Annotated in this window: 18 protein-coding genes; 6 read left to right on the top strand and 12 right to left on the bottom strand. The window is 71.3% G+C overall.

Going from position 1 to position 18888, the window contains the following annotated elements:
• Positions 1-48 precede the first annotated feature (48 nt).
• Genes hemB through aroC form a run of 5 tightly spaced genes read right to left on the bottom strand, consistent with a single transcriptional unit; the run spans position 49 to position 4953 of the window.
• Positions 49-1026, bottom strand: a complete 978-nt coding sequence (hemB, locus tag QSJ33_RS03820) for a porphobilinogen synthase (RefSeq protein WP_285723086.1) — start codon at positions 1024-1026, stop codon at positions 49-51.
• Entirely contained in the window at positions 1023-1712 is a 690-nt protein-coding gene (locus QSJ33_RS03825) for a uroporphyrinogen-III synthase (protein WP_285723088.1), read from the bottom strand. The genes hemB and QSJ33_RS03825 overlap by 4 nt, the downstream gene beginning before the upstream one ends.
• Positions 1703-2587 carry a hydroxymethylbilane synthase gene (hemC, locus tag QSJ33_RS03830; protein ID WP_285723090.1) on the bottom strand — a complete coding sequence of 295 codons (885 nt, stop codon included), beginning with the start codon at positions 2585-2587 and terminating at the stop codon, positions 1703-1705. The genes QSJ33_RS03825 and hemC overlap by 10 nt, the downstream gene beginning before the upstream one ends.
• On the bottom strand, positions 2584-3789 hold the full coding sequence (locus QSJ33_RS03835; RefSeq protein WP_285723092.1) for a glutamyl-tRNA reductase: 1206 nt from the start codon (positions 3787-3789) through the stop codon (positions 2584-2586). The genes hemC and QSJ33_RS03835 overlap by 4 nt, the downstream gene beginning before the upstream one ends.
• A 33-nt stretch (positions 3790-3822) precedes the next feature.
• Positions 3823-4953 (bottom strand): chorismate synthase, encoded by a 1131-nt coding sequence (gene aroC / locus QSJ33_RS03840; protein WP_285723095.1) that lies wholly within the window; start codon positions 4951-4953, stop codon positions 3823-3825.
• Between the two features lie 132 nt (positions 4954-5085).
• Between aroC and QSJ33_RS03845 the strand changes: the two genes are divergently transcribed.
• The gene (locus QSJ33_RS03845; RefSeq protein WP_285723097.1) at positions 5086-6024 is read left to right on the top strand and encodes a glycosyltransferase family protein; all 939 of its coding nucleotides are present in this window, start codon (positions 5086-5088) and stop codon (positions 6022-6024) included.
• On the opposite strand, the gene QSJ33_RS03850 is transcribed toward QSJ33_RS03845, so the two are convergent.
• The 7 genes from QSJ33_RS03850 to QSJ33_RS03880 all read right to left on the bottom strand — a co-directional run bounded on the left by QSJ33_RS03850 (position 6025) and on the right by QSJ33_RS03880 (position 14472).
• Complete coding sequence (locus tag QSJ33_RS03850) at positions 6025-7422, bottom strand: capsule assembly Wzi family protein (RefSeq protein ID WP_285723099.1); 1398 nt, start codon at positions 7420-7422, stop codon at positions 6025-6027. It abuts the gene before it with no gap.
• Between the two features lie 292 nt (positions 7423-7714).
• On the bottom strand, positions 7715-9202 hold the full coding sequence (locus QSJ33_RS03855) for a glycosyltransferase family protein (RefSeq protein WP_285723100.1): 1488 nt from the start codon (positions 9200-9202) through the stop codon (positions 7715-7717).
• Positions 9203-9238: 36 nt separating this feature from the next.
• The gene (gene rffA / locus QSJ33_RS03860; RefSeq protein ID WP_285723102.1) at positions 9239-10372 is read right to left on the bottom strand and encodes a dTDP-4-amino-4,6-dideoxygalactose transaminase; all 1134 of its coding nucleotides are present in this window, start codon (positions 10370-10372) and stop codon (positions 9239-9241) included.
• On the bottom strand, positions 10369-11106 hold the full coding sequence (locus QSJ33_RS03865) for a GNAT family N-acetyltransferase (protein WP_285723104.1): 738 nt from the start codon (positions 11104-11106) through the stop codon (positions 10369-10371). Before QSJ33_RS03865 ends, rffA begins: the two co-directional genes overlap by 4 nt.
• 29 nt (positions 11107-11135) lie before the next feature.
• Positions 11136-12356, bottom strand: coding sequence for a glycosyltransferase family 4 protein (locus tag QSJ33_RS03870; RefSeq protein ID WP_285723106.1), 1221 nt, complete (start codon positions 12354-12356; stop codon positions 11136-11138).
• Complete coding sequence (locus QSJ33_RS03875) at positions 12353-13363, bottom strand: glycosyltransferase family 9 protein (protein WP_285723109.1); 1011 nt, start codon at positions 13361-13363, stop codon at positions 12353-12355. The genes QSJ33_RS03870 and QSJ33_RS03875 overlap by 4 nt, the downstream gene beginning before the upstream one ends.
• Positions 13360-14472 (bottom strand): glycosyltransferase family 9 protein, encoded by a 1113-nt coding sequence (locus QSJ33_RS03880; RefSeq protein ID WP_285723111.1) that lies wholly within the window; start codon positions 14470-14472, stop codon positions 13360-13362. The genes QSJ33_RS03875 and QSJ33_RS03880 overlap by 4 nt, the downstream gene beginning before the upstream one ends.
• Here QSJ33_RS03880 and QSJ33_RS03885 point away from each other — a divergent pair.
• The 5 genes from QSJ33_RS03885 (at position 14471) to QSJ33_RS03905 (ending at position 18887) form a co-directional block, all read left to right on the top strand.
• Positions 14471-16321, top strand: coding sequence for a peptidylprolyl isomerase (locus QSJ33_RS03885; protein WP_285723113.1), 1851 nt, complete (start codon positions 14471-14473; stop codon positions 16319-16321). The genes QSJ33_RS03880 and QSJ33_RS03885 overlap by 2 nt on opposite strands.
• A 47-nt stretch (positions 16322-16368) precedes the next feature.
• Complete coding sequence (locus QSJ33_RS03890) at positions 16369-16722, top strand: four helix bundle protein (RefSeq protein ID WP_285723115.1); 354 nt, start codon at positions 16369-16371, stop codon at positions 16720-16722.
• A 113-nt stretch (positions 16723-16835) separates the two neighbouring features.
• A complete protein-coding gene (locus tag QSJ33_RS03895; protein ID WP_285723116.1) occupies positions 16836-17498 on the top strand; it encodes a 3-oxoacid CoA-transferase subunit B in 663 nt (220 codons plus the stop codon).
• 10 nt (positions 17499-17508) lie between these two features.
• The gene (locus QSJ33_RS03900; RefSeq protein ID WP_285723118.1) at positions 17509-17865 is read left to right on the top strand and encodes a hypothetical protein; all 357 of its coding nucleotides are present in this window, start codon (positions 17509-17511) and stop codon (positions 17863-17865) included.
• Positions 17865-18887, top strand: a complete 1023-nt coding sequence (locus tag QSJ33_RS03905; RefSeq protein ID WP_285723120.1) for a quinone-dependent dihydroorotate dehydrogenase — start codon at positions 17865-17867, stop codon at positions 18885-18887. The genes QSJ33_RS03900 and QSJ33_RS03905 overlap by 1 nt, the downstream gene beginning before the upstream one ends.
• Position 18888 lies beyond the last annotated feature (1 nt).

Consider the following 18888-nt stretch of genomic DNA (forward strand, 5'->3'; position numbering starts at 1 on the left):
TGCGGTTCCTTTTCTTCGCGGTCTTCGGGTCCTCGTGGTGGGTCCTTGCTACGAGATCCACCCCTTCTCCACGGCCTCGCGGCCGGCGTAGGTCACGATCATGTCGGCGCCCGCGCGGCGGATGGCCGTCAGGTGCTCGAGCATGAGCTGGTCGCCATTCACCCACCCCAGGCGGTCGGCGGCCTTCACGCTGCTGAACTCGCTGGAGACGTGGTACGCGCAGATGGGGGCCAGCTGCGCCTCGCGGAGGCGCCAGATGAGGTCGAGGTTCGGCAGGGCCGGCTTGACCATCAGCATGTCGGCGCCCTCCTGCACGTCGAGCAGGGCGTCCCGCAGGCCCTCGCGGGCGTTCCGGGGATCCATCTGGTAGGTCTTCCGGTCGCCGAACTTGGGGCTGCTGTCGGCGGCTTCGCGGAAGGGACCGTAGTAGGCCCCGGCGTGCTTGATGGCGTAGCTGAGGATGGCGGTCTGGGTGAAGCCCGCCCCGTCCAGACGGGTCCGGATGGCGGCCACCCGGCCATCCATCATGTCGCTGGGGGCCGCCACATCCGCCCCGGCCTCGGCATGGCGCAGGGCCATCTCCGCCAGCAGGGGAAGGGTCTCGTCGTTCAGCACCGTGCCCTCCTCGTCCACCAGCCCGCAGTGGCCGTGGCTGGTGTAGCCGCAGAGGCAGACATCCGTCATGACGATCACGTCCGACCCGAAGGCCTTCTTGAGGGCCGTCACCGCCTTGGGCACCACGCCCGCATGGTCATGGCAGGCCTTGGCGTCGGGGCTCTTCTCGTGGGCATCGGGCACCCCGAAGAGCAGCACGCTGCGCAGGCCGCGCTTGAGGTCCTGCTCCACCTGCCGGACGGTGTCCTCCACGCCGGCGCGGACGATGCCCGGCAGGGCGGAGATCTCGCTGCTGCCCTTGTGGGGCTGCACGAAGTGGGGCTGGATCAGGTGGCGGGGCCGGAGATCGGTCTCGGCCACGAGGTCGCGCAGGGCGGCAGTGGTACGGAGGCGGCGGGAGCGGGTCATCATGGCGTGTTCTCCTCCTTCAGGTGCTGGGCGAGCAGGGCCCACAGCAGGCTGGGCTTGGGTTCGCAGTGGCCGTGGACCGGTGCGCCGGCCTTCGCGAACGCCCGGGCGGTGCCCTCGCCCCAGGCGAAGCGCAGCAGGTTGCGGGACAGGGGGGCCAGGATCTCCGCCTGCAGGGGACTCAGGGCCAGCACGCCCTCCACCTCCGGAAGGGGCGGAAACGGCACGCGCATGGCCTCGCGATGGGTGATCCAGGGATGGATGCGCCAGGCGCTGCCCCGGGCGGCCTCCTCCAGGTACTCGCGGCTGCGTTCGCCCCGGGCGAGCACGAAGCCGCCGCCATCCGGGAACCGCTCCCGGAGCAGGTCCCAGAGGGCCTCGGCCCGGGCCTCGCTGGGCAGCAGGATCTCCAGATCCTCGCGGTCGAGCGCTTCGGCGGTCCCGCCGCCCTGAACCAGGCACAGGGTCCCCGGGGGCAGCTTGGGGCCGGCCACCCGCGCCCCGGAGGGGCTCAGCAGGAGCACGGCGGCGGCGGTGGCGAGCGGAATGGGCGGCGGCAGGATCGAGGGCTGGAGCCGCGTGAAGGGATAGGGCACCGGTTCCCAGCCCGCCTTGCGGACCGTGTCCGAGAGCGGATGGTGGGCCGGCCGGGCGAGGGCCAGCCTGGGCTTGGCGGGGCTCACACGCATGCCAGTCCCAGGCCCTTCAGCACGGCAGCCAGGAGCTGCTGGTCGTCGGTGCCCCGGGCTTCGGCCCGGAGGAGGCCGTCCTCGCCCGCATAGGCGGCCCTGAGGAGCAGGCTGCCGTCGGCCTGGGGTTCGGCCAGGGCGCCCAGGGGCTGCTGGCAGCCGCCGCCGATGCCGGCGAGGACCTGGCGCTCCAGGGTCACGCACCGGGCGGTCATGGGATCGTGCATCTCCGCCAGAACCTCCACGAGGTCCGGCCGGTCGGCGCGGGCCTCCGCCAGCAGGGCCCCCTGCCCCGGCGCCGAGGGCAGCTCGGCGGGGGTCAGCGGGCGCACCACGAGCCCCTGGAGGTCCAGCTTGAGGCGCTTGAGGCCGGCGGCAGCGAGCATGGTGGCGTGCAGGGGTTCCTCCCGGAGCACGCCGTCGCGCACGCGCTGGAGGCGGGTGGGGACGTTGCCGCGGATCCACGTGAATCGGGCCTTCGGGAACAGGTCCCTCAGCATCCGCTCGCGTCGCACCGCGCTGGTGCCGATGACCAGGTCCTCCGGCGCGTCCGGGCGCATCACCAGCCAGTCGGCGGGATCCTCCCGGTGGGGGATGCAGGCGGGGACGATGCCCTCGGGGCGGTCCAGGGACACGTCCTTCAGGCTGTGGATGAGCAGGTCCGCGGCCCCTGCGGCCATGGCGTCCTCCAGCTCCTTGGTGAAGAAGCCGCCGCCCACCTGCTTGTCGAGGGGGCCCTGGAGCCACTGGTCGCCGGAGGTGGAGAACTTGCGCCAGGAGACCTCATAGCCCTTCGACTCGAGGAAGCGCACGAGGGGCTCGGCCTGGCCCACGGCCAAGAGGGACCCACGGGTGGCCACGGTCACATGCTTCACGGATTCACCGCCTCTCCGCCCTCGACGGGCTTCACGTCCGTCTGGGCCAGGGCCCGGAACGCAAGGGTGCGCCCGCGGGACAGGATGGATTGCAGGGCCAGGTGCTGGCTCTCGTCCAGGTGGGAGAGATGCCCGTGGAGCCCCTTCACTTCCGCCTCCAGCGCACCCCAGGCGGCGTCCAGTCGCTCCTGGGCCGAGGCGAGGTGCCGCTTGCGGGCCCGCACCTCGGCGCGGTGGCGCAGGCGGCCCGCCGTGCCGGCCAGGAAGGGTTCGGCCTTCTGGGCCGCCTCGGTGCGCCGGGCGCGGACGGTGGCCGTCTGGGCCAGGAAGGCGTTGAGGTCCACCCGGTGCACCCAGGGCAGCTGCTCGAGCCCGGGCTCGGAATCCGGCGGCAGCGCCAGATCGAGGATGCGCAGGGTGGGCCGCTTCAGGGTCTGCCAGGCATCCAGGGTGAAGAGCGGTTCCGGCGCCGCCGTGGCGGTCACCAGGGCGTCGAACGGCCCGGGATCGCGCTGCAGGTCCCCCAGGTCCACCACCTCCAGGCCCAGGGGCTCCGCCAGCTGGTGGGCGTGGCCGCGGGTGCGGTTGGCGATCGCCACCCGGAACCCCAGCTCCGGGAGGCGCTCGGCCAGGTACTGGGTCATGGGTCCCACGCCCACGAGCACCACCGAGGCCCCCGTCGGGAGCCCGTCCGAGAGGTGCCGGAGTGCGGCGGTGGCCACGCTGACGGAACCGTCGGCGAGGCCCAGGCGGGCCCGCAGGCGCTGACCTTCGCGGATCACGTCCTCGATGGCGGTCTGGGCCTCCTCGCCGGCCACGCCCACCTGGCGGGCCTGCTGGAGGGCGTCCTTCACCTGCCCGGGGATCTCGCGGTCCCCCAGGTTCGCGGACTCCAGGCCGGCGGTCATGGCCAGCAGGTGGGTCCAGGCCTCCTCGCCCTCATAGCGGCGGACGCCGGGCCCGGGATCCAGGGCACTGGGATCCCCGCCCCACACCATCCAGAGCACCCGCTGGCAGGTCGCCAGGTAGACCAGCTCCCGGGCGCCCGTCTGCCGATGCCATTCCCGGAGCCGGGCCGAGACCCCCTCCTTGACGACGTGCTGGGCCACCACGTCGAGGTCGTGGACGGGGGCGTGGAAGCTGAGCAGGACGGGTTCCATGTCGATGTCATGATCGGGCGCGGCCAGGGATACCAGCGTCACCTCTTCGTCATGTTCCTCTAAAAGTGGCGGTCATCACAGCTTCGCACGGAGGAGCGCTTCCACCGCTTCCCAATCCCATTCCGGGGCCTCGGCGAGGCTGCCCTCCCGGAGGGCCTGCTGGGTCAGCCAGGCGTCGTAGACGACGAGGGCGCACATGGCCTCGGCCACGGGCACGATGCGGGGCGCGATGCACGGATCGTGGCGCCCCCGGGTGGAGATCTCGGCGGTGCGGCCGTCGCGGTCGATGGTCTGCTGGACCCGGGCGATGGAGCTGGTGGGCTTCACGGCCAGGCGGACCACCACCGGCGCCCCCGTGCTGATCCCCCCCAGGGTGCCGCCGGCGTCGTTCTTCAGGGGGCCCCCGGGGCCGAGGGGATCGTTGTTTTCGCTGCCACGGCGGCGGGCGCTCCCGAAGCCCGCGCCCAGCTCGACGCCCTTCACCGCCCCGATGGACATGCAGGCCGCGGCCAGCAGCGCGTCCAGCTTCCCGAAAGCCGGGTCACCGAGTCCCACGGGCAGCCCCTCGAGCCACACCTCGCAGACGCCGCCCACGCTGTCGCCCTCGGCCCGGGCCGCCTCCACGGCGGCGCGCTGGGCGTCGAAGGCCGCAGGATCGGCCACCCGCAGCGGATTCGCCTCCACGAAGGCCCAGTCCACCTTCGAGCAGGGGATGCCCGCGATCTCCCGGTTGAAGCCCCTCACCGTGACCCCCAAGGCCGCCAGCTGCTGCTTGGCCCAGGCGCCTGCCGCCACCCGGGCGAGGGTCTCCCGGCCGCTGCTGCGTCCGCCGCCGCGGGGGTCGCGCAGGCCGTACTTGCGCTGGTAGGTCAGGTCCGCGTGGCCCGGCCGGAAGAGATCCGCGATGGCCTGGTAGTCCGTGCTCCGCTGGTTCTCGTTGAACACCACCAGGGCGATGGGATGGCCCGTGGTGCGCCCCTCGAAGACCCCGCTCAGCACCTGCACCCGGTCCGCCTCGCGGCGCGGGGTCACCAGGTCCGACTGGCCAGGCCGGCGCCGGTCCAGTTCCTGCTGGATCGCCGCCAGGTCGAAGGGCAGGCCCGGCTTCACCCCGTCGATCACCACTCCGACCGCAGGTCCATGGCTCTCCCCGAAGGAGAGGATCCGGAAGGCGCGGCCGAAGGTGGATGGGGAATCGAAGAGCATGGCTCCAGTCTACCTGCGATGCCGGCCCCTCCCCCGTCGCCCTGCCCCGCCGGGCCGCGGCTCGAAGCCCCTCCGGCGAAGGGGTCCCCTGTGTCAGGATGCTGCTCAGCTGCTCCCGGAATCCGACTGACCATGACTCCCCTCGACTCCCCCCGGCCACGCGTGGGCATCCTCGTGCTGAACTACCACCAGCCGGAGGTGACCGCTTCGTGCGTGCGCCGCCTCCTCGAACGGGAACCGGCCAGCAGCCGGATCCTCTGGATCGAGAACGATGCCGCCCGCAGCCGGGAGTCCTGCCAGCGGATCCTTCAGGAGGCCGGCCTGCCCTGGATGGAGCTCACCCCGGAATCCCCCGCCTTGCCGCCCCCGGGCACGATCGGCGTCCTGTTCAATCCCGAGAACCTGGGCTACGCCGCCGGGAACAACGTGGGTCTCCGCCTCCTGCACCGGCTGGAAGTGCCCTACGCGTGGGTCCTCAACAACGACACCGAGCTCCTCGAGGGGACCAGTGGGAGCCTCGTGGAGGCTGCCGAGGCGCGTCCCGGGATCGGCGCCTGGGGCATGACCATCGAGGAGGGGGACCGCCGTTTCAGCGGGGGAATCCTGTCCAGGGAGGGCTTCGCCTCGACGCCCATCCTGGGCGCGGCCCCCCTCGAATCCGATCCCATGGCCTACGTCAGCGGTTGCGCCCTGTTCCTCCCCCTGCCCTGGGCTGCCCAGGTCGGGTTCCTGCCCGAGGACTACTTCCTCTACTACGAGGACATCGCCTTCAGCCTGGAGCTGAGGCGCCGGGGGCATCCCCCGAGTGCCGTGGACTCCGTCAAGGTCCGCCACCAGGGCAGCCTCGCCTCCGGGTCCCGCAGCCCCCGGGTGGAGTACTACACCCAGCGGAACCGGTGGCTGCTCATCCAGCGCTACTTCCCGGAGGCCTTGGCATTCCAGCGCCGGCGGCGCCTCTACACCTTCCAGAAGCTGCTCTTCCGCGGTCGGCTGGACCGGATCCGGATCGAGCGGGCCGCCTTTGCGGATTACCGGGCGGGCAGGTTCGGCCCGACAAGTCGGGCCTTCTGATCATCCGCCGAGTCCCCAGGTCCACCCCAGCTCCAGGAACCACCGGAACCCCGTCCCGCCCCTCCCGTACTCGTTGAGGACCGCCGACTGCCGCTGGGCGCTGGCCCCTGAGCGCGCCAGGAACCCGTCGCGCCCGTGGTGCTCCACGACCATCTGGACCTGGGTGAACCGGTTCCGCACGGGGTGCTTGCCGGGGTGGTCCAGCAGCCAGTCCCCCAGATCATCCCGGAAGGGCCTGTCCCCGCTCTGGATCCAGCCGAGGAACCGCCAGGCCCGCGAGGGATCCCACTGGACATGGAAGGTCCCGTACCGCGCCTCCCCCCCCAGCGCCGAGCCCAGGGGATCGCCCTGGTCGTAGAAGCCGACCTGGTAGAACGAATGCGTGAAGGAGCGATGGCCGTAGAGCGGGTCGACTCCCGGGACGGTTCCACCCGAAAAATCCCGCACATTGACGGTATCCAGGTACTCCAGTCCGGCCTTCCAGACCCCCCAGTCGATCATCACGCCCACCCCATCGTTGGGAACGATCGGGCTTGGGGCGGAATAGCGGTAGGTGCGGCCCCAGATGGAGCCTGGAGCGAAACTGGTGACCGCCCGCCAGTCCGCATCCATGTCCTTGCCGAGGTAGTAGAGGGGTTTCTTCAGCAAAGGGCCGTAGCTGATGTGGACCCCCTTGGATCCCCGGCTGACGTAGAACCGGACATCACGGGCCCTCAACAGGCTTTCGAGGACCTGGAACCGGATCCGCATCCCCACGTCCGAGTTGGAGGCGCTGATGACATCCAGGGGCCGGTACTGACTCGGCCCACCGGTCACCAGGTCCGTGCCCCCCTCGATCCGGGCATCCTTGGCGCCGAGGAAGGCCGTGAGGTAGTCCGTGAACGTGTACCCCGAATCGATCTGCCGACCGTTGAGCGTTCCCCCGAACAGGCTGATCCAGTTCAGGTAGAACTCGACGCTGTCCCCGAAGGCCGCTTCGGCGCGGACACCGGAGAGGAAGGGGCGGACCGGCGTCCCCTGGGAGGCGATGGACCGGGTCTTCAGGGAGGGGGACTGGATGTTCTCGGGAAGGGTCGTGGCCGCGTCGACCTGCCCGAGAAAGACCTGGGCCTTCCAGGCCCCGAGGGGGACTCCCCAGGCGCTGAGGGGGGCCATCGGCGTCGCGACCCTCAGCTTCGGGATGGGGCGGGAGGCCTCCCCGAGGAGGTATCCGCCATTCAACCCGTATCCCCAGACGAGGGGCTCCCGTTCGAGCGAGGTGGTCCACCCCCCGGCGCTGCGGTAGGTCAGGTGCCCCCGGGACACCAGCGCATGATCTCCGCCTGACGCATCCCGGTAGCCGGTGAGGCGCATGGCCACGTCCCAATGAATCCCCTTCCAACCCATCTCGGCGTTCACGCCATTTCCGACCGTCCCATTCCCCAGCCCAAGGGATTCGATGAAGGGAGCCGCCGGCCCGTGGCGATCCGCGCTCCAGACCCCTCCCCCGAACCAGACGCCCGGCTGCATGCCCGTCCCGAGGGGAAGCCTGGCGGCCCAGCCGTCCGGAACCTGCCCGTACAGCGAAGAGGCCAACAGCACCGCACTCCCGAGGCGAATGCCCTTCCCCAATCGGGCTGAATGCAAACGTACCAATGGACAACTCCTTGCTTGAATCGGGAGGGAACGGAAATCGACCATTCCTGAATGATTACCTGAACCAGGTCCTGTACCGCTCCGCGAGTACGGCCAATGGCCCGCGGATTCCCAGGCTCATCCACCGCTTCAGCTTCGGATGGAAGCGTGGATCATGACCCAGCCCGGCCAGGAGGGCATCCAGGTGTTCCTCCTGCGGCCGGAGATTCGCTCCATCCCATCGAGGACGGCCGAATGTCCGGGCCAGGTGGGCGGCCAGCGCCTCCCGCCAGGCGGTCCCGAGATGGATGGCCATCCCGTCCCGCTGTTCCTGGCTTCTCCTTTCACGGAGGCCCGGATCCGACAGGAGATCACCGAGCATCCGCTGATAGGCCTCCTCGTCCTGGGCCGCATAGGCCTCCCGCGGCAGTCCGGGGCACTCGGAGTAGAGGACCTCGAGCGCCTCGCGATCAGGCTGCAGCGAAACCACCGGGGTACCCAGGGCCGCGCTCTCAAGCATGGACGTGGGAGAGCAGAAGGGGTAGCTGTCCAGGTAGATGTCCGCTGCAGCCCGGTGGATCGAGGGGTCAGGCAGCACCCCCAGCGCCTGGACCCTTCCGGGGAAACGGGCTGCGAGGCGCCCGAACAGGGGGTGCTCCGGGCCGGGTCCAACGGCCATGACCCGGACCTCGGATCGTTCCAGCGCCTTGGATAGTGATGCTTCGAGGGAGCGGCCCTCGATCGGCAGGTACTTGTACCCGGTGGCCACCGTGAGGAGCAGGACCTCCCGCCCACCCACTCCGAGTCGGGCCCGGGCTTCCCCCCGATCGATCTGCGGCGGGTCTGGAATCGGGATGGGGACAACATCGCAGCTGGAAGGGGGAATCCCTCGACGGGCGGCACCGAGACGGATCCCCGCCTGCCGGAGGTTCAGGAACACGGCCGGGAGGGCCGCGCCGAGCCACGCGACATGATCGGCATGGTTGAGAAACCGGAGATCCGTTCCGGCAACCTGGTGGGCAGCGGCCACAGCGACGGCGTCGTCAGGATGGATGTGGAGAATCACCCTGCGGGCCTCGCCCATCAGCCCGGCCAGGCGCTCGGCCCTGGCCTGGTGGGGCAGGATGCCCTCGGCCAGGAGATCGACGATCGGCACGTGGCGGCCCTCGGGAACCAGCCAGGCTGGATCCAGGGGTTGCCGCTGCCTGACCAGCACCACCGCATGGCCATCGTCCCCCATCAGCTCGATCCACCGGCGCACGAGCCGGGTATGCCCACCCACCGGGTAGGCCTCCGTCAGGACATGGAGGGTCCGCCCCTTGATCGCCCCTGCCTGGCTGGCCCCCGGAGTGCACGGGGCGAGCCTGAGCTCCCGCAGGGCCTCCTCGACCGTCGGAAGGACAAAGGCGCCGCCGTGGCATTCCCATGCGAACGCCCCGACGTACTCCGCCGTCCGCAGGAGGGCCTCGGGATCGTCTCGACGTTGATCAAGGACCGACTGGGCCATGGCCTGCAGCCGCGCTGAGGCCTGGAGGCGCCGTCGCATCATCGCCAGGTCAGGCATCCGGCCTCCTCGCCATGGGGTTTTCTGGCGCCGCGATCAGCGCCCACCGCCGAAGAACGCCAGCACAGAGGCCATGACCCGGTCCTGCTCTTCCGGGGTGAGGTCGTGGTAGAGGGGCAGCCGGACCAGGCAATCGCTGTAGCGGTCGGAATTCGGCAGGACCCGGCCATCGTGCTTGTCCTCGAAGAACCGGCTCCGGTGCAGCGACTGGTAGTGGAACACCGCCAGGATGTCCCTGGATTTGAGGTGGGCGATCAGCCGCGAGCGGGTCGCCTCGTCGGGAAGCACGAGGTAGAAGGCGTGGCCGTTGTGCCTGGCGAAATCCGGCACCAAGGGAAGCCTGGCATGTCCTGACCGCTCCAGGGGGGCCAGCCCTTCCCGGTAGCGCTCCCAGATCCCGAGCCGATGGCGGCAGATGGTCTCGAGGTTCTCCAGCTGGGCCCACAGGATGGCCGCCAGGATGTCCGAAGGGAGAAAGGATGACCCGATGTCCACCCAGCCGTACTTGTCGACCTCGCCCCGGAAGAACGCACTCCGGTTCGTGCCCTTCTCCCTGAGCACTTCGGCCCTGGCCGCGAAGGCCTGGTCGCGGATGGCGATGAGGCCCCCCTCGCCGCAATGGATGTTCTTGGTCTCGTGGAAGGAGAAGGCCCCAAGCTGTCCCAGCAGCCCCAGCTGGCGCCCCTTGTAGGTGGATTCGATCGCCTGGGCGGCATCCTCCACCACCAGGATCCCCCGGGCCTCCGCGAGGGCGAGGATCGGATCCATGTCCACCGCCACGCCCGCATAGTGCACCGGCACGATGACCCGGGTCCGCGGGGTGACCAGGGCCTCGACCTGGGCGGGATCGAGGTTCGGATGCTCGGGGAGGCTGTCGGCGAAGATCAGGGTGGCGCCCCGCAGGGCGAAGGCGTTCGCCGTGGAGACGAAGGTGTAGCTGGGAAGGATGACCTCGTCCCCAGGCCCCACCCCGGACAGGATCGCGGCCAGTTCCAGCGCATCGGTGCAGGAGGTGGTGAGAAGGCACCGCGGGGCCCGGTACCGGGCCTGGAAGTACCCTTCGCAGCGCCGGGAGAAGGTGCCGTCACCGGACACCTTGCCCGAACGGAAGGCCTCGATCATGTAGTCTGCGGCCCGCTCGGGAAGGATGGGGCGATTGAAGGGAATCATCCGACGGGCTCCATCCAGACATGGTAGATGGCCTGTTCCTGCACCACCAGACATCCTGCGGAACGGTAGAGTGCACAAGCGGCGGCATTCTCGCCCTGGGTCACGACTTCAAGCCGGCCCGCCTTCCGTGCGTCGGACCAGGCTTCGGCGGCGGCCATCAGCCTTCGGCCGATCCCCTGCCCGCGACAGCCGTCGGCCACGGCCACCAGCCCGATCTCGCTGACCGGCCCGTGCTGGGCCAGGGTGACCAGGCCCGCCAGCTTTCCAGCTTCCCTCGCCACCAGGACCGCATCCGCGATTTCCCCGAGCACGCTGCGCCGGATCCAGGCCTTGTAGAGCGTCGGAAACACATGGGACGGAACCTGGGCATCGGTCCTGAACCGGGAGAGGTGCCCACTCGCAAGGGCCAGGGCCTCCAGTTCCGCACTGACCTCGCCTTCCTGCCAGGCCTCCACGCCCGCAGGGGGGATCGAGCCGCCCGTCAGGGCCTTCCCGAACGTGACCTTCCGATCCACCATCGGCGCGCCGATGCCGTCCAGGAGGGCTCGGGTGGCCTGGTCCGACCAGGGGACCTGGGCGTAGGCGAGCCGCACGCCCTGGCCTCTGAGCTGCTCCAGGGTCGCGGGAAACAGCTCAGGACGGAGCCCCTCCGGCGCAAGCCTGGCTACCGGGTACCCGAAGAGCTCGGAATCCCAGGGCAGAAGGCTGAACGCGGCCGGAGGTTCGATGGGCATGGGTCATCCTGATCAGAAGGAGTGCGACATCAGCAGGTTCGAGGATTCCCCAGGACCCAGGCCTGCAGCAAGGGCAGGACGGTGGCAGATCTGTACCGCGCCCGGCAGGCGGAGTCCGCGGCTTCCCTTCGCCGGTCCGCCTCCGCGTCCGTGAGGCCCCCGATCGCCTGCAGGGCCTCGGCCAGGGCCGCCGGCTCGAAGACCGGCAGGCAGGCCCCGAAGCGACCGCCCTCCAGTATCTCCACGGGACCGCCATGGTCGGGCCCGATCAGCAGGAGCCCCCGGGCGGCGGCCTCGGGAAACACCATCCCGAAGGACTCGTCCAGCGGGAGCAGGGCGAAGACGTCGCAGGCCGCGTAGAGGTCCTCCAGTCGCTGTGCGTCCCGCACCGGATCCAGGGTCCCGTGGAACCGCACGGATTCGGTAAGGCCCAGTTCGCGGGCGAGGGCCTCCAGGCGCGGCCGTTCGCCGCCCTCGCCCACCACGTGCAGCCGCGCGTCGGCGTCAGCGTGGCCCGCATACCGTGCGAAGCCCCGGATCACCGCCTCGACGTTCTTCAGGGTCCCGAGCCGGGCCAGGGTGAGCACCTGGAGCCCGCCGCGCCGGAGCCCCTGCCGGTGGGGAACCGCCTCCGGAAAGGCGATGACCGGCGGGATCACGGCCACGTCGCGCCGGTGGTAGATGGCCTCGAGGGTCCGCCGGGCGAAGTCGCTGTTGGCGGCGAGGCCATCCAGGGCCGCGGTCCCCTTCAGGTCCCGCGCCCTGAGGGCAGCGGCACCGGCGGCCTTCCGGCGCACCTCCGCGGCCATGGTCCGGAAGGGACCGATCCACGGCACCTCCGCCAGGGGCTTCAGCAGGGTGTAGTCCACCCGGTCCGGATGGAGCCGCCACGGGGGTTCATGGCAGTACCAGAGGCGCCGGGCCGGCAACCCACTCTCCCCCAGGAGGGCGGCCAGGGGCTGGCTGTGGGCCACCACCGCCTCGAAGTCCCGCAGGTGGGGCCAGGCGCGCCGCGCCCGGGGGGCCCACTTGCTCGAGCGGTCGAGGGCAAGGAGATCCCGCCAGCTCCGCCGGGGGACCACCTCCACCTCGACCGCGCCGAAGAGGTCCCGCCAGGGGGACTCGGCCCAGCCGAAGGTGACGAGGCCCATCTCGTGGCCCAGCCCCGCCAGCAGCCGGCTCTGGGCCGCCGCCAGCAGCTCGGCCCCGCCGAGGGCCCCGAAGGCCGTGTGCAGGAGGCCGATCCTCATGGCGCCCCAGCAAGTGACAGGGAGGCCGCCACCGCCCGCCTCAGGAGGGCTGGATCGAGCGCCTCCATGCAGGGATGGCCCGGGACCGGGCACTGCAGCAGGAGGCAGCCCAGGCACGCCAGGGACTCGTTCCGGAGGAGGGTGACCTGGGGTCCCCGCGGAGCCGTCAGTTCCGGCCGGGTGGGCCCGAAGACGGCCACCAGCGGCGTGTGGCAGGCCGCGGTCAGGTGGGCGAGGGCGGAATCGTTGCCCACGACCACGGCCGCCCGGGACACCAGGGCCGCGGAGACCGGCAGGGGGACTTTGCCGCAGAGGTCGGGGATGCCGGGGAACGCCGCGCGCAGGGCCTCGGCCTGGGCCAGGTCCTCGAAGAAGGTGCCCCCCAGCAGGACGTGGGCGATCCGCTGCGCCCGCAGCCAGGTGATGAGGTCGATCCAGAGCGGGGTGCCCAGGCGCTTCACCCCGGCCGCCGAGCCGAGGCCCAGGACCACGAAGGGGCCCTCCAGGCCGAGCTCTCGCTGGAGGGCCGCGGCCTGGACGAAGGCCTCCTCGCGGGGCCGGAAGGGGGCGGAATCGGCTGCGGGCAGATCGGGGAAGGCCCGTCCCAGCAGGTCGCGGTAGCGGTCGGCCTGGTGATCCCCGCGCCCCTTGAAAGGCAGGGCCTGGGTGGCCAGGAGGCGCCCCCCGGCCTCGGACCAGCCCACCCGGAGGGGCGTGCGGGCCAGGAAGCCCGCCAGCAGCCCCCGGGTGCTGCGGGGCAGGTTGATCACGCCCGCGGCCCGGTGGCGGCCCAGCAGGCCCGCCATGGCCCAGGTGCCCGCCCTGCCGGCGTCAGCGACGGTCGCCGCGTAGGTCCCGCTGCCCTCGAAGAGGTCCACCACCGGCGCGGGCCCCCAGGCCACCAGCGGCCGCCCGGCGGCCCGCAGGGGCGCCAGGGCCTGGTGGATCATGAGGGCATCGCCGATGAAGCGCGGCATCCGCACCCACAGCGCGCGCTCCGGAATCACGCGCCGGCCTCGGCCAGGAGGGCCTTGAGCAGGCCCACCACGCGCTCCGGATGCACCCGGTGCGCCACGGAACCATGGGTCTCGAAGCCCTCGCTCTCGCCGGGATAGGAGTCGACCGCGGAGCCGCGGATGGCGATGGCCTTCGGTCCCACGGGGGCGATCAGGGGCTCGGGGGAGTGGCCCATCAGGGTGAGCGTGGGACGGCCGGTGGCCGCGGCGGTGTGGGCCAGGCCCGTGTCGATGGCCACGGTGCCCGCGGCTGCCTCCTGCAGCGCGCAGGCCTCCGGCAGGCTGGTGCGGCCCGTGAGGTCGATGGAACCCGGCGCCAGGGCGGCGAGCTCCTTCCCCAGGGGCACTTCGTCCGGCCCCCCCAGCCACACGCTGCGGAAGCCTTCGGCGGCGAGACGCCGGGCGAGCTCAGGCCAGGTCCGGTGCTCGGGGAACCACCGCTTCCCGTAGCCCCGGGTCCCGAAGGCGAGGGTGACATAGGGCTCGCCGGTCCAGCCGGCGGCGCGCAGGAGCTCGGGCCCCCGGTGCCCACCGAGGTTGTGGGCGCCGAGGCGCACCCACTGGAGGTGCCGGTTCCCCGTGAGCTGCGCGAGCAGCGGCTCGTACCGCCGGGCGAGGTGGACGGGCAGGTCGCGGTACTTGAAGGGGTGGGTGTAGAGCAGGCTCAGGTGGTTGTCGGCGATGCCCCCGCGAACGGGAACCCGGGCCATCCAGGCGCCCAGGGCCAGGCGGACGCTCTGGCTGAGGTTGATGACGCACACCGGCGGGGCCTTCCGCCACCGCCGCACCAGGTGCCAGGGGTCGGGCTTGCCCACCCCGCCCTTCTCGATGAGGGACTCGGCGATGAAGTCCGGCGCGGCCTCGGCGAAGAGGGCCGCGCCGATGGCGTGGCCCACGGCCACCCAGCGCAGCTCGAGGCCCAGGGCCGCGGCCTCGGCGTTCCAGGACGCCTGCAGGGATCCGAAGAAGGGCAGCGCGAACACCACGTCTCCCAGCTGCCGGGGCCACCGGATCCACACCTCGTGGGGGCCCGCGTGCCCCTCGGCCACGCGCCGGCGCAGCTCTTCCCGTAGAATGTCCGTTCCCAAGCGAGCCAACATGAACCTCTTGCCTCCATCTTTCCAGAAATGGCTCCTCTGTGCGCTGGCGGCGCCCCTTGCCTCCGCCCAACCACCGCATTTCACGGTCCGCGACGCCATCCAGGCCGAGTGGAACCGCCAGCCGCCGGCCTTCTCGGACGTCCAGCGCGCCGCCCTGCCCGCGGCAGATCGCGCCCGTCTCGACCTCACCCTGGCCCGCATCGGGGCGCCCGGCGCCCCCGCCCTCCAGCCACCGGAGCTGGAGAAGCCCACCGTGGCGGCGTGGGAGGCCAAGGCGAAGGCCGCACGTTCTCCCCGCGAGCGGTTCGACGCCCTCTTCCTCCTCAACCGGCTCAAGAGTCCCAGAGCCTTGACGGCCCTGGACGGCCTCGGTCCCGCCGATGCGAAGGCCTGGCCCGCCCACCTGCACCTGGAGGCCCAGATCGCCACCGCGCGCCTCCAGGGTGGCGAAGTGTCCCCCAGCCTCCAGGGCTTTCTCGACGCCCTCGCCGTGGCCGGCAAGGTGGACCCTGTCCGCGCCCAGGCCGCCCGCCTGCGGCTGGTGATGGCCGGGAAGGAGAAGGCGCTGCTGCCGCCGGTGCCGGCGACCCCGGGCAGCGTGCTGGCGCTGATGGACGCCTGGAACCGGGGGCCGTGGGACCGGCGCCGGGACCTCGCGCTGTCCGGCTTCAGGCGCCTGGATCCGGGCTCGCCGGCCTGGCCTGCCCTGGGCCTTTCGAAGCCTTCGGAGACGGTCCTGACCCGGGCCTGTGCCGGCATCCTCTCCCGCCTGGCCGAGGGGATCCCCGATCCCGCCCCTGCGGGGGCCTTCCCGGGGAGCGGCACCCCCTGGCCCTGCGCAACCCTGCCCCTGGCCCGCTGGTACGGCTATCAGGGGCTCGCCAAGCTGCGTGAGCCCCTGCCCTCCCTCCAGGCCGCCCTCGCCCAGGACCCGCCCATGGGCGAGGGGGACCCGCTCCTGCAGGGGGCCCTCCTGCCGGCCCTGCGCCACCTGGCGCCGGCGCGGGCCGACGTGCTGCGGGATCGCCTCCTCCACGGCCCCGATGCCGTGGCCCGCGCCGCCGCCCTCGAGGACCTGCCCTCGGCGCCCGCCGATCTCCAGGCCCTGACGACGCGCTGCTGGAGCGACACGCAGTTCGAGGCGCAGCAGACCCTGATCCAGAGCTACGCGCGCTGGAACCTGGATCCGGAGGCGCAGAAGGCGCAGCTCACGCCATGGCTGCAGCACCCGAACTGGAGCTGCCGCTACGAGGCCTGGCAGGCGCTGCGGAAACTCGATCCCGCCACGCCCTGGCCGGCGGCCCCGAAGCCCACGGCCACGGACGAGGCCATCCTGGCGGAAGCCACGCGGCTGGCCGAGCGCGGCAAGCCCGTGCGGATGCGCATCACCTTCAGCGGGAGGCGGTTCGTCACGCTGCGGCTGGATCCCACCGTGGCCCCCATGAACGTCGCGAACCTGGTGCTGCTGGCCCGCAGGCACTTCTTCGACGGCCACCGGGTGCCCCGGGTGGTGCCGGACTTCGTGGTGCAGATGGGCAGCCCCTTCGACACCATGGACGGCGGCCCGGGCTACACCGTGCGCTGTGAGGACAGCCTGGCCTGGTACGGTCCCGGCACCGTCGGCATGGCCCTCGCGGGCAAGGACACCGGCGGCAGCCAGTTCTTCATCACCACCAACGCCACCCCCCACCTCACCGGCCGGTACACCCGGATGGGCGAGGTGGAGCAGCCCGACCACGACCTGAAGATCCTCGACAGCCTGGAGCTGGGCGCGAGGATCGTCTCGGTGCGGGTGCTGGAGCAGGCGGGTGGGGGCGGTAGGCAGTCTGAAGTAGGCAGTTGGCAGTAGGCAGTTGGCAGTAGGCAGTTGGCAGTGCGCGGTTGGTTGGAGGGGGTGTGCAGCCATTTCGGAAGTTGGTGGTCTGGGAGAAATCGCATCGGTTGGTCCTGGCGATCTACAAGGCCACGGAGGTATTCCCGATCGACGAGCGATTCGGGTTGACCCAGCAGCTCCGCCGGGCATCGGTTTCGATCCCATCGAATATCGCCGAAGGGTGCGGGTTGTTCACACAAGCCGAGAAGGCCCGACATTTCCAGATCGCATCGGGGTCGGCCCACGAAGTGGACTACCAGTTACTGCTTGCCAGAGACCTGCATTACCTGGATGAGGATTCATTCAAACCCCTGTCAAGGGCGGTGGACGAGGTCAACCGGATGCTCGCCAGCCTCCTCCAGCAAGTCCGGAACTGATCCTCCCAGCATTCCCGTTGCCCACTGCCCACTGCCCACTGCCAACTGCCAACTTACCTAGCTCCCTCCCGACAACCCCGGCCCGGCTATCCTGAAGTTGTCCCGAGGTATCCATGGCTCTAACGCGAGACCAGCTCGTCCGCCGTGCGGCGCAGGAACTGCGCGACGGGTTCTACGTGAACCTGGGCATCGGCATCCCCACCCTCATCGCGAACGCGATCCCGGCGGGCATGGAGGTGATCCTCCAGAGCGAGAACGGGCTGCTGGGCATCGGCCCGTTCCCCACGCCCGAGGAGGTGGATCCGGACCTCATCAACGCGGGCAAGCAGACCGTGACGGCCGCCCCGGGCGCCAGCTTCTTCAGCAGCGCGGACAGCTTCGCCATGATCCGCGGCGGCAAGATCGACCTCAGCATCCTGGGCGCCATGCAGGTGGACATGGAAGGCAACCTCGCCAACTGGATGATCCCCGGCAAGATGGTCAAGGGCATGGGCGGCGCCATGGATCTCGTCGCCGCCGCCAAGCGCGTGGTGGTGGTCATGGAGCACACCAACAAGGATGGCGAGCCGAAGATTCTCCGCCGGTGCACCCTGCCCCTCACCGGCCAGCGCTGCGTCCACCGCATCATCACCGACCTGGCCGTCATCGACGTGGTGCCGGGCCGCGAGGGACTGCGCCTGGTGGAGGTGGCCCCGGGCGTCACGCGGGAGGAGGTCCAGGCCAGGACCGAGCCGCCCCTGGTGATGGATCGGGTCACCGAGATGATCGGCGTCTAGGGAGTTGCCCGTGTCCAGAGCCCCCTTCCCCCTCTCCATCCTCCTGCTCGGCCTCGCCTGCGGGGCCCCGAAAGCCCCCGTGCCCGCCACCGCCCCCGAGCCCTTCAAACCCCTCCTGGTCCTTCGGCCCACGGCCGTGGCCCTGATTCCCGGCGCCTCCCAGGCCTTCCAGGCGGAGATCAACTACCCCGAGGGCGTACGGCCCCTGCGCCAGCCCGTGGCCTGGAGCGTGATCGAACCGGACGGCGGCACCATCACGCCCGCCGGCCTCTACACGGCTCCGGCCCGCTACGGCACCTTCCATGTGGAGGCCCGCCGCGAGGACTTCCCGGAGGTCCGGGTCGCGGCCACGGTCGTGGTCCGCTGATGGACCTGTACGGCCTCGCGCGTCCCCTGCTCTTCCGCCTGGATCCGGAGACCGCCCACGACCTCGCCTTCTGGCTGGGTGCCCGGGCCTGCGCCTGGCCCACCCTGCGCGCCCCCGAGATGCCGGAAGGGCTGCACCGCACCGTGTTCGGCCTCGACTTCCCCTCGCCCCTGGGCCTGGCGGCGGGCCTGGACAAGGGCGCGACGCTGCTGCCCCTGTGGCAGGCGCTGGGCTTCGGCCACGTGGAGATCGGCACGGTCACGCCGCGGCCCCAACCCGGCAATCCGAAGCCCCGGCTCTTCCGCTTCCCCCAGGCCGGCCTGATCCTCAACCGGATGGGCTTCAACAGCGAAGGGGCGGAGGTCGTCGCCGCGCGGCTGCGGGACCGCCCCCAGGGCCTGATCGTGGGCGGCAACCTGGGCAAGAACAAGGAGACGCCGGAGGCGCAGGCCCTGGACGACTACCGGGACGCCTACCGCCTCCTCGCGCCTCACGTGGACTACGTGGCCCTGAATGTCAGCAGCCCGAACACCCCGGGCCTGCGCAACCTGCAGGCCCCCGAGGCCCTCAAGCCCCTGCTGGCGGGCATGCTGGACCTGCGGAAGGAGATGGGCCTGGAGCGCCAGCCCCTGCTGCTGAAGCTGGCGCCGGACCTGGCCCCGGAGGACCTCGATGCCATCGTGGAGGTGGCTGCGGCCTCGGGCATCTCCGGCCTCATCGCCACCAACACCACCCTGGATCGCGGCGTGGTGGCGGAGCCCCTGCGGGCCCAGGTGGAAGCGAAGGGCGCCGGTGGCCTCAGCGGCGTGCCGCTCAAGGCCAAGGCCCGCGAGGTGCGGCGGCGGCTCCTCGCCGCCCTGCGCGGCCGCCTGCCCCTGGTGGCCTGCGGCGGCCTGGGCAGCGCCGAGGACGTGCAGGGCGCCCTGGACGACGGCGCCGCCCTGGCCCAGGTCTACAGCGCCCTCATCTTCGAAGGGCCCGGGCTTGTCGGACGCATCCACCGCGGGTTGAGCCGCGGCTGAA

The organism is Geothrix rubra (assembly GCF_030268065.1).
Classification (GTDB): Bacteria; Acidobacteriota; Holophagae; order Holophagales; family Holophagaceae; genus Geothrix; species Geothrix rubra.

Excerpts from the sequence above, each read along its gene's own strand:
- hemB (WP_285723086.1), bottom strand. The coding sequence starts at position 1,026 with ATGATGACCCGCTCCCGCCGCCTCCGTACCACTGCCGCCCTGCGCGAC.
- QSJ33_RS03825 (WP_285723088.1), bottom strand. The coding sequence starts at position 1,712 with ATGCGTGTGAGCCCCGCCAAGCCCAGGCTGGCCCTCGCCCGGCCGGCC.
- aroC (WP_285723095.1), bottom strand. The coding sequence starts at position 4,953 with ATGCTCTTCGATTCCCCATCCACCTTCGGCCGCGCCTTCCGGATCCTC.
- QSJ33_RS03845 (WP_285723097.1), top strand. The coding sequence starts at position 5,086 with ATGACTCCCCTCGACTCCCCCCGGCCACGCGTGGGCATCCTCGTGCTG.
- QSJ33_RS03855 (WP_285723100.1), bottom strand. The coding sequence starts at position 9,202 with ATGCCTGACCTGGCGATGATGCGACGGCGCCTCCAGGCCTCAGCGCGG.
- rffA (WP_285723102.1), bottom strand. The coding sequence starts at position 10,372 with ATGATTCCCTTCAATCGCCCCATCCTTCCCGAGCGGGCCGCAGACTAC.
- QSJ33_RS03865 (WP_285723104.1), bottom strand. The coding sequence starts at position 11,106 with ATGCCCATCGAACCTCCGGCCGCGTTCAGCCTTCTGCCCTGGGATTCC.
- QSJ33_RS03870 (WP_285723106.1), bottom strand. The coding sequence starts at position 12,356 with ATGAGGATCGGCCTCCTGCACACGGCCTTCGGGGCCCTCGGCGGGGCC.
- QSJ33_RS03885 (WP_285723113.1), top strand. The coding sequence starts at position 14,471 with ATGAACCTCTTGCCTCCATCTTTCCAGAAATGGCTCCTCTGTGCGCTG.
- QSJ33_RS03880 (WP_285723111.1), bottom strand. The coding sequence starts at position 14,472 with ATGTTGGCTCGCTTGGGAACGGACATTCTACGGGAAGAGCTGCGCCGG.
- QSJ33_RS03895 (WP_285723116.1), top strand. The coding sequence starts at position 16,836 with ATGGCTCTAACGCGAGACCAGCTCGTCCGCCGTGCGGCGCAGGAACTG.
- QSJ33_RS03905 (WP_285723120.1), top strand. The coding sequence starts at position 17,865 with ATGGACCTGTACGGCCTCGCGCGTCCCCTGCTCTTCCGCCTGGATCCG.